Raw genomic sequence first — 6,243 nt, 5'->3', positions numbered from 1 at the left:
ATAAATTTTCTGCTTTGGTGCAGCCAAAACCTTTACATAGGAATTTCGAACCTGCTAATAAAGGATTTGAAAGCATTAAGGGAGTTTGTAAATTTCAATGAAGGAATGTACAATTAGGAAATGAAATGTTAAATGAGCTGCCAATATGGCAAACAGGAATGTAATCCGGTGAAACGCAATTCTTATTGTATAAATTTAATATTATTCGATTCGGCATTTTCAATGCCCCCAAATTAAAATTTGTGAAAAATACTCACTATTGTTTCATCAAATTTTTGTAATCTCGAAAACTGGTAGAATTAAACCAAGTCACGAAGAAATGCAACTAATAAATACAATTGAGATAAGCCCGTATGATTTCTCTAACAAAGAATATGATTATCCTAATGGTAGTTCGATTAAATTTCCGGACGAGTGGAATCAATTTTGGAAAAAGTGCATTTCAGATAAAAATTTAGGACGTTTAGAGTCAATTAGAAAAGGTTCTTATTTGGTTGATATTAGAACAGTCAATGACAATGAGCTTGTTGAAATTTTAAAGAGTGAGCTTAAAGACGTCGAATTATCGGATTATGATGAACAAGTTAGTGGAATGTGTGGTGGACTAGTTTTAGAAGAGAATAACACGATATACATAGAGCCAAGTTGCTGTGGAGATATTGGTAATATTAAAGAATGGGAAAGTATTTTCGAAAGTGAGTTAACTAAATGGAATCAACTATGGATAGGACATCCTTGGATCTACTATAGAAAAGACAACAAAATTATTGAATTTTCTAACTACACTGAATCAAATCCTGAAGACTTTAAAGAAAATGAAATACTAATTAGAGTTTCTCAATTGGAGCTAGAGACCGAATTAAGAAAAGCTCGAGAACAACAAAGAAATTTTGAATTTAGGATTCGACACACACTTGAGAAAATGGGAATAGTAAATGCTGAACAAATCTCGAAATTAATGACTGGCAATTCATAAAATGATAACGCATGCAACAGCAATTTTGCAGCAACGACAATCGCACAAAAGAATTAACACGAATATCAGGTGTTGGACAATCTATTGCAACCGACCTGTACAACATTGGCATCAGGTGTATTGACGACTTAAAAGGCAAAGACCCGCAACAATTATATGACAGGTCAAACCAATATGCTGATTGAGTTCAGGTGCGTACTGTATGTTTTTCGCTGTGCTGTGTATTTTGCAGAAACACCGGCGAATGAACAGGACAGCGAGCAATTGAAATGGTGGAATTGGAAGGATAAAAGATAACTTATAATGGGACTTGAATCATATTTACTAGAAGTCTGTTTTAAAAACCCTGTTCCCCAAACAGACATAAAAGACATTATTGAGAGCGCAGGAGCTAGTTTTCTCGTCGGAAAATCCAATACTGAACCAATTGACACATATCGAAATTTCTATTTTGAAATAAGATCGGATCTCGGTCTGACAGAACTATATATTCTATTGGCTCCAGAAAAAAGGGTTGTGACAAATTTCTCACTACGATTCTCCATTTTAAGTCCTTCGAGTGTAATAGACCAGAGCTTTGCGTTCCTGAATAAATTAAATACAATAAGAAGCATCAAAGTTATAGATGCCGACAATAAATTAAAGGAGCTTGATTTAAGCGCTGATCAATTTAAACTAAATAAGAACATAGTACGCAAGCGTCAAGTTATAATAAACAACAAGACTGGACTGGTTATTGAAGGAGGTGCTGTCACAACTGAATACATTCACAACAATAACCTGATGGAGAAGATTTGGGGACAAAACATAACAAGAACAAGTCCCGCTCGCTGGCTGCGATCTTCATTATTCATACTCATACTGATATTTGGAACTGTCGCAATTTGCATTAAGAACAGGTCAATAACACAGAAAACAATCTACTTTGATTTTATCGACTATATTCCCCTGACTGTTCTTTGCGTGCTATTTGCCATTCAGCTGGTTAGACTATTTCTATATTATAGAACTAATGCTGCCAGGACGATACTGGCATCTCTGGTTGTTGCGGCTATTTGTCTGGGATTCATTGTATGGCATTACAAGCACTTTGAAAAACTGGATAAATCTCCAACAATATTCACCGCCAGCAATTTTAATATTGGCAGCGATGGTGGATCCAGTTTTTATTTTAAAGAAAACGGTTATCTGATGGCGGAAAGGAGCGACCACTGGCTATTTACTACTTATAGAGGCTCGTATACCATTATAAAAGACACTATCGATTTAGATATCAAACTGGACTTTGCGCTCGGAAAACGTGCCATCCTTAACAACAATACATTAAGATTCATAGACGACACAGTAGTTTTTGAGATCACAAGGCCGTTAGGTCAGTAACAGCGAGAAGCTATAAGCGTTTGAATAATAATCTCAATTTTATTCTTATGAAACGGCTTCATCCTTTAATAATATTGACAATGCTTTCAGCAAAATTCAAATTGTTTGGCTGTTCGGGTCAAACTAAAAAGAAAATCCCTTTTCAACGCAATACCAGGAGCGCTCGCTATTCAAGCGAGCTTTTACATTTTCTTAACAGTCCGGGACAACTGGACGAATTTCGAACCTGTTATTAAAGGATTTATTGGAATTTCAACAATTTACGTATATATTAAAAACTAAAATCTGCTAATAGTTATATTAGTAACCAGCTCTAAACAATGCCATGATTAGAATATTTAAATATCTTCAGGAATTAGATTGCTTTGTAGTAAATCCTGACTATAAAAAAATTGCTGATTCCCTTGGATTGACAGAATGGAACGAAGTGGTTTGGATTGGTCGCTTTTTTTCTATGGATAATGACTTTGGAGAGCATTGGTTTGATAACTGGGACTTGAGGAAACCATTGGAGGCAAAGGCTGAAGAATTGGGGCTCGACACAACAGAATTGTTCATTCTGGACCCTGATCGCTTCAAAAATGATCACGATGGTCCCTGCCATTCTCCGAAGGAGCGGATTTTATTTTGGAAAGATGTTTTATTGTCTTTGCATTTAAGTCATGAAACTTTATTTCGTGAAGCAAGAAAGCTCAATGAGGAAAGAAGGCAATATGATCCTGAAGATTATATTGCTGACTTAGAAGAGCGAATCTTTCAAATAATTAACAAATATGACCCCAGCCATGGGTAAAACACATAAAGCAAGTGATGGCAGCAGAACATGGTCAACTGTAGTACACAATCTAACAACTATGAATTTAGAAGAAGCAAAAGACAAAGTAAGACAGGCTATCAAAGAAAAACCAATCTATGACAGTGAATATGAAATTGATGATAACGGAATAATTGAGACTGACTTTGCCTGGTACATCCCTTTTAGGGATTTACATCCAAATTTCCTGAAAACGCCTGTTGGTGCTCGGTATGGCTTCATCGTAGGAAAAGTACATGGTGATTTATATCAACCCGGAAGTGGGCTCAGTATCGAAAAATGGCTGACAGGTTACGAACTTGGACTACTTGACGGGCCGCATGATCTCATAATTATCATAATCAATAACAGGATAGAGGCAAGGCGATGTCTTCAGAGATTAAACCTTACATATTACAAACCAGAAATAGAAAACGGTATTACCTGGAAAATCCCCACAACTTTTACGGATAAAATGATTGATGAAAGACTGGCAAAACTACCATGCAAATTTAAGAATCAAAGGTTTACTTTTAGTATTGAAGCGTTTAAAGAGATTAAGGGCTCTAAAATATTTGAATATGAATTGATAAAAACCGTGGACGCTAAAGCAAACGAAATAGGCGAAAGGATCGAATGATCCCCAAACTCTTCTACCTGATCCACTGAAATTCATTCTTCACAAATCATCCGCTCCTTTTTGCTAAATAGCTTAAAAATAATAATTTACATAAATTTTTATTTGGAACAAGTAGCGTATGAAAGCAATCAAAATACAAATCATAAAATTCATTAGTGAGCACCAACCAGGGTTTGTTGAATGCAGATTTTATGACGCGTTTGGCAAAGAACATATTGTTCAGGATAAAGTTCCAATTGTAACAGAAAAGCCTTTAGATCCAAACAGTGAATATCCACAAGAAGGAATAATCGCTTGCGAAATTGTGAAAGAGTGGAAAGATACAAATGGGAGAAAAATATTTACCGTTGACACAGCAAAACCGTGGGGTGTTGAAACGATTGACGGGCAGACACAGTTTAACTTGTATGAAGCACAATTATGTGATAGTTAAAGACATTGAATTTAAATGGCATACTTAGTTTTCATATCATCTATTGATGAAAATGATTATCAGAATTTTCTTTCAAATCTGAAAAGTACATCATTAATTAAAAAAATATTCAACAAGACACCATCACTTAAATCATATAAGTCTTTCTTCTCGACCTGCTTTTTAATCGGCGCTAAACAATATAACGAGGATTTAAATGACAGTTTAAAAGAATTAATTATTGGTGGCACAATCGTAGACAACTTTTTTTGGCATCCCCTGTCACCGGCTAAATACCATTCACCTTCTAAGACAAAGAATCTTTATTTAGATATTTTGGAAAACCACAACACATTATTAAAAATTCCAGACAGAAAAGACTACGATGAATATTTTGAAAGTGAAATCAAAAAAGTTCTGATCGAACTTAAATATACCATAGACAATAAGTTTGGTTTACTTACCATGTATGAAAAGCCCCACGACTTTGCCAGGGCAAGAAGAACAAAATATATTAAGTTAATAAAAGCGGACAAGTGAGCAAATTCACAGTGCTGGTTTGTTACATTAAGCAAAGATATTTATGATAGCAGATAACGACTTTGATCATTTTTTAAGAAATGGACATATTGAAGGGCTTGCGCCTGGAACTTCAATGAAAGTATTGTTGAGCAAATTTGGAGATGACTATTGGTATGTAAAGGAAATAGAAAATAATGGGCTGATTTATGGGATAATTAAAGTTGGCTTTATTGAGTTTCATATATACGACGAAAAACTCAATGGAGTAAGTTACAGGCCTGATATTACCTTTCCTAAAAAGGACTTTAAAGGTGTATCTATGCCCTGGATTTTTAAGAATAGAAAAATATCTCTTGTTGAAAAAAACCTCAATTCTAAAAACATAGCATATAAAAAATACGTTGTATCAAAGCCGGTGGATACTTTCGAAACAGCAGCAGGCTGCTTTATTGGACATTCAAACTGCGACCATCATTTCATTGATACAGCCGGAGGGGTTACTTTTGTATTTGATTATAATGAGAATATAAAAGAATTAGAAGCACGTCAAATTTGTAAATACTATGATATCAGTAAAAAGAATTCTAACCAGCAATAAGCCATAACCATAAAAACCCACTCATTACTAAGTGGCTTCAAATTCAAATATAACCCCGCTATTATTTCTTTATACCCATAGGATTATTCCTCCCAACATCATCCAACTTACTTTGCAACAAGCCCATATCCATCCCAATCTTTGAATTAGTTACCCTGGCATAAATCATAGTTGTACTTAGCTTCATGTGCTCCAGCATTTTGCTGATCGTTTCAATCGGCACTCCCTTCATTAATGTAACAGCAGTGGCAAAAGTGTGGCATGCAGGTGAAAAGAAAGATTTTTAAAAATACCGCAGATTTCACCAATTTATTTTCAGGCTGCGGTTCATTTCCTGGTTGGTTACTCGTGGGAACAACATATCATTGTAGATACCGGACCATGGTGGTTCTTTACGTAGGGTATATTTTTCCAGTATGGCCAGGGCAGGAGAAAAAGAGGAACATTAACGCCGATCTCGGTTTTTGCCTGGCTAGTCTTGCTGTAAAATTTTATGGATCGGGCTGATATTAAAAAGTTACTTGGGAAACCATATGCAAAAGCCAGCTTCAAGAGCAGGCTTTTGCATTTCTTTAACAGTCGGTAGGACAGGATTCGAACCTGCGACCCTCCCGCCCTAAGCGGGATATTCTAACCGGGCTGAACTAATCGATTTTCGTTTACTAATAACCAACGCCTTATTCCTCTTTTCTTAATCTGTTTTTCCAAATGTGTTGATTCCTTTCTTGTAGATGTTGTTATATACCCTATCAATCTCCAGGGTATTCCATGTTTGATACTTTGTGTTTCGCCAGAGTTATGCCTTATCAATCTGCTTTCTATATTATTTGTTTGCCCGCAATAATATTCTCCAATGCAATCACTAAATAATATATACACATAATACATAAAAAAAGGCTCTGATTTTCATCAGAGCCTTACC

At 35.5% G+C, this 6,243-nt stretch carries 10 protein-coding genes and 1 tRNA gene; 9 read left to right on the top strand and 2 right to left on the bottom strand.

From position 1 onward, the window contains the following. Nucleotides 1-319 precede the first annotated feature (319 nt). From AC59IL_RS20505 to AC59IL_RS20465, 9 genes are all read left to right on the top strand, one after another. On the top strand, nt 320-976 hold the full coding sequence (locus AC59IL_RS20505; protein ID WP_496554058.1) for a hypothetical protein: 657 nt from the start codon (nt 320-322) through the stop codon (nt 974-976). A gap of 11 nt (nt 977-987) precedes the next feature. Next, nucleotides 988-1,161 carry a helix-hairpin-helix domain-containing protein gene (locus AC59IL_RS20500; RefSeq protein ID WP_496554057.1) on the top strand — a complete coding sequence of 58 codons (174 nt, stop codon included), beginning with the start codon at nt 988-990 and terminating at the stop codon, nt 1,159-1,161. Beyond that, nucleotides 1,133-1,273: a helix-hairpin-helix domain-containing protein gene (locus AC59IL_RS20495; RefSeq protein ID WP_496554056.1), complete on the top strand. Its 141-nt coding sequence runs from the start codon at nt 1,133-1,135 to the stop codon at nt 1,271-1,273. Before AC59IL_RS20500 ends, AC59IL_RS20495 begins: the two co-directional genes overlap by 29 nt. Nucleotides 1,274-1,279: 6 nt before the next feature. Beyond that, nucleotides 1,280-2,356: a hypothetical protein gene (locus AC59IL_RS20490; RefSeq protein ID WP_496554055.1), complete on the top strand. Its 1,077-nt coding sequence runs from the start codon at nt 1,280-1,282 to the stop codon at nt 2,354-2,356. Between the two features lie 325 nt (nt 2,357-2,681). Next, the gene (locus AC59IL_RS20485; protein WP_496554054.1) at nt 2,682-3,149 is read left to right on the top strand and encodes a hypothetical protein; all 468 of its coding nucleotides are present in this window, start codon (nt 2,682-2,684) and stop codon (nt 3,147-3,149) included. Next, nucleotides 3,130-3,789 (top strand): hypothetical protein, encoded by a 660-nt coding sequence (locus AC59IL_RS20480; protein ID WP_496554053.1) that lies wholly within the window; start codon nt 3,130-3,132, stop codon nt 3,787-3,789. The genes AC59IL_RS20485 and AC59IL_RS20480 overlap by 20 nt, the downstream gene beginning before the upstream one ends. A 118-nt stretch (nt 3,790-3,907) precedes the next feature. Further along, entirely contained in the window at nt 3,908-4,222 is a 315-nt protein-coding gene (locus tag AC59IL_RS20475; protein ID WP_496554052.1) for a hypothetical protein, read from the top strand. Nucleotides 4,223-4,237: 15 nt separating this feature from the next. After that, nucleotides 4,238-4,741: a hypothetical protein gene (locus tag AC59IL_RS20470; protein WP_496554051.1), complete on the top strand. Its 504-nt coding sequence runs from the start codon at nt 4,238-4,240 to the stop codon at nt 4,739-4,741. 43 nt (nt 4,742-4,784) lie between these two features. Then, complete coding sequence (locus tag AC59IL_RS20465; protein WP_496554050.1) at nt 4,785-5,321, top strand: hypothetical protein; 537 nt, start codon at nt 4,785-4,787, stop codon at nt 5,319-5,321. A 582-nt stretch (nt 5,322-5,903) separates the two neighbouring features. On the opposite strand, the gene AC59IL_RS20460 is transcribed toward AC59IL_RS20465, so the two are convergent. Next, nucleotides 5,904-5,967 (bottom strand) — tRNA-Leu (locus AC59IL_RS20460). After that, nucleotides 5,952-6,209 carry a GIY-YIG nuclease family protein gene (locus AC59IL_RS20455; protein WP_496554049.1) on the bottom strand — a complete coding sequence of 86 codons (258 nt, stop codon included), beginning with the start codon at nt 6,207-6,209 and terminating at the stop codon, nt 5,952-5,954. The genes AC59IL_RS20460 and AC59IL_RS20455 overlap by 16 nt, the downstream gene beginning before the upstream one ends. Nucleotides 6,210-6,243: the final 34 nt, after the last annotated feature.

It is taken from the genome of Niastella sp. sgz303648 (assembly GCF_059587045.1).
The sequence above is the reverse complement of the archived record's forward strand: the minus strand, read 5'-3'. Positions and strand labels throughout refer to the sequence as shown.

Excerpts from the sequence above, each read along its gene's own strand:
- AC59IL_RS20505 (WP_496554058.1), top strand. The coding sequence starts at position 320 with ATGCAACTAATAAATACAATTGAGATAAGCCCGTATGATTTCTCTAAC.
- AC59IL_RS20500 (WP_496554057.1), top strand. The coding sequence starts at position 988 with ATGCAACAGCAATTTTGCAGCAACGACAATCGCACAAAAGAATTAACA.
- AC59IL_RS20495 (WP_496554056.1), top strand. The coding sequence starts at position 1,133 with ATGACAGGTCAAACCAATATGCTGATTGAGTTCAGGTGCGTACTGTAT.
- AC59IL_RS20490 (WP_496554055.1), top strand. The coding sequence starts at position 1,280 with ATGGGACTTGAATCATATTTACTAGAAGTCTGTTTTAAAAACCCTGTT.
- AC59IL_RS20485 (WP_496554054.1), top strand. The coding sequence starts at position 2,682 with ATGATTAGAATATTTAAATATCTTCAGGAATTAGATTGCTTTGTAGTA.
- AC59IL_RS20480 (WP_496554053.1), top strand. The coding sequence starts at position 3,130 with ATGACCCCAGCCATGGGTAAAACACATAAAGCAAGTGATGGCAGCAGA.
- AC59IL_RS20475 (WP_496554052.1), top strand. The coding sequence starts at position 3,908 with ATGAAAGCAATCAAAATACAAATCATAAAATTCATTAGTGAGCACCAA.
- AC59IL_RS20470 (WP_496554051.1), top strand. The coding sequence starts at position 4,238 with ATGGCATACTTAGTTTTCATATCATCTATTGATGAAAATGATTATCAG.
- AC59IL_RS20465 (WP_496554050.1), top strand. The coding sequence starts at position 4,785 with ATGATAGCAGATAACGACTTTGATCATTTTTTAAGAAATGGACATATT.
- AC59IL_RS20455 (WP_496554049.1), bottom strand. The coding sequence starts at position 6,209 with ATGTATTATGTGTATATATTATTTAGTGATTGCATTGGAGAATATTAT.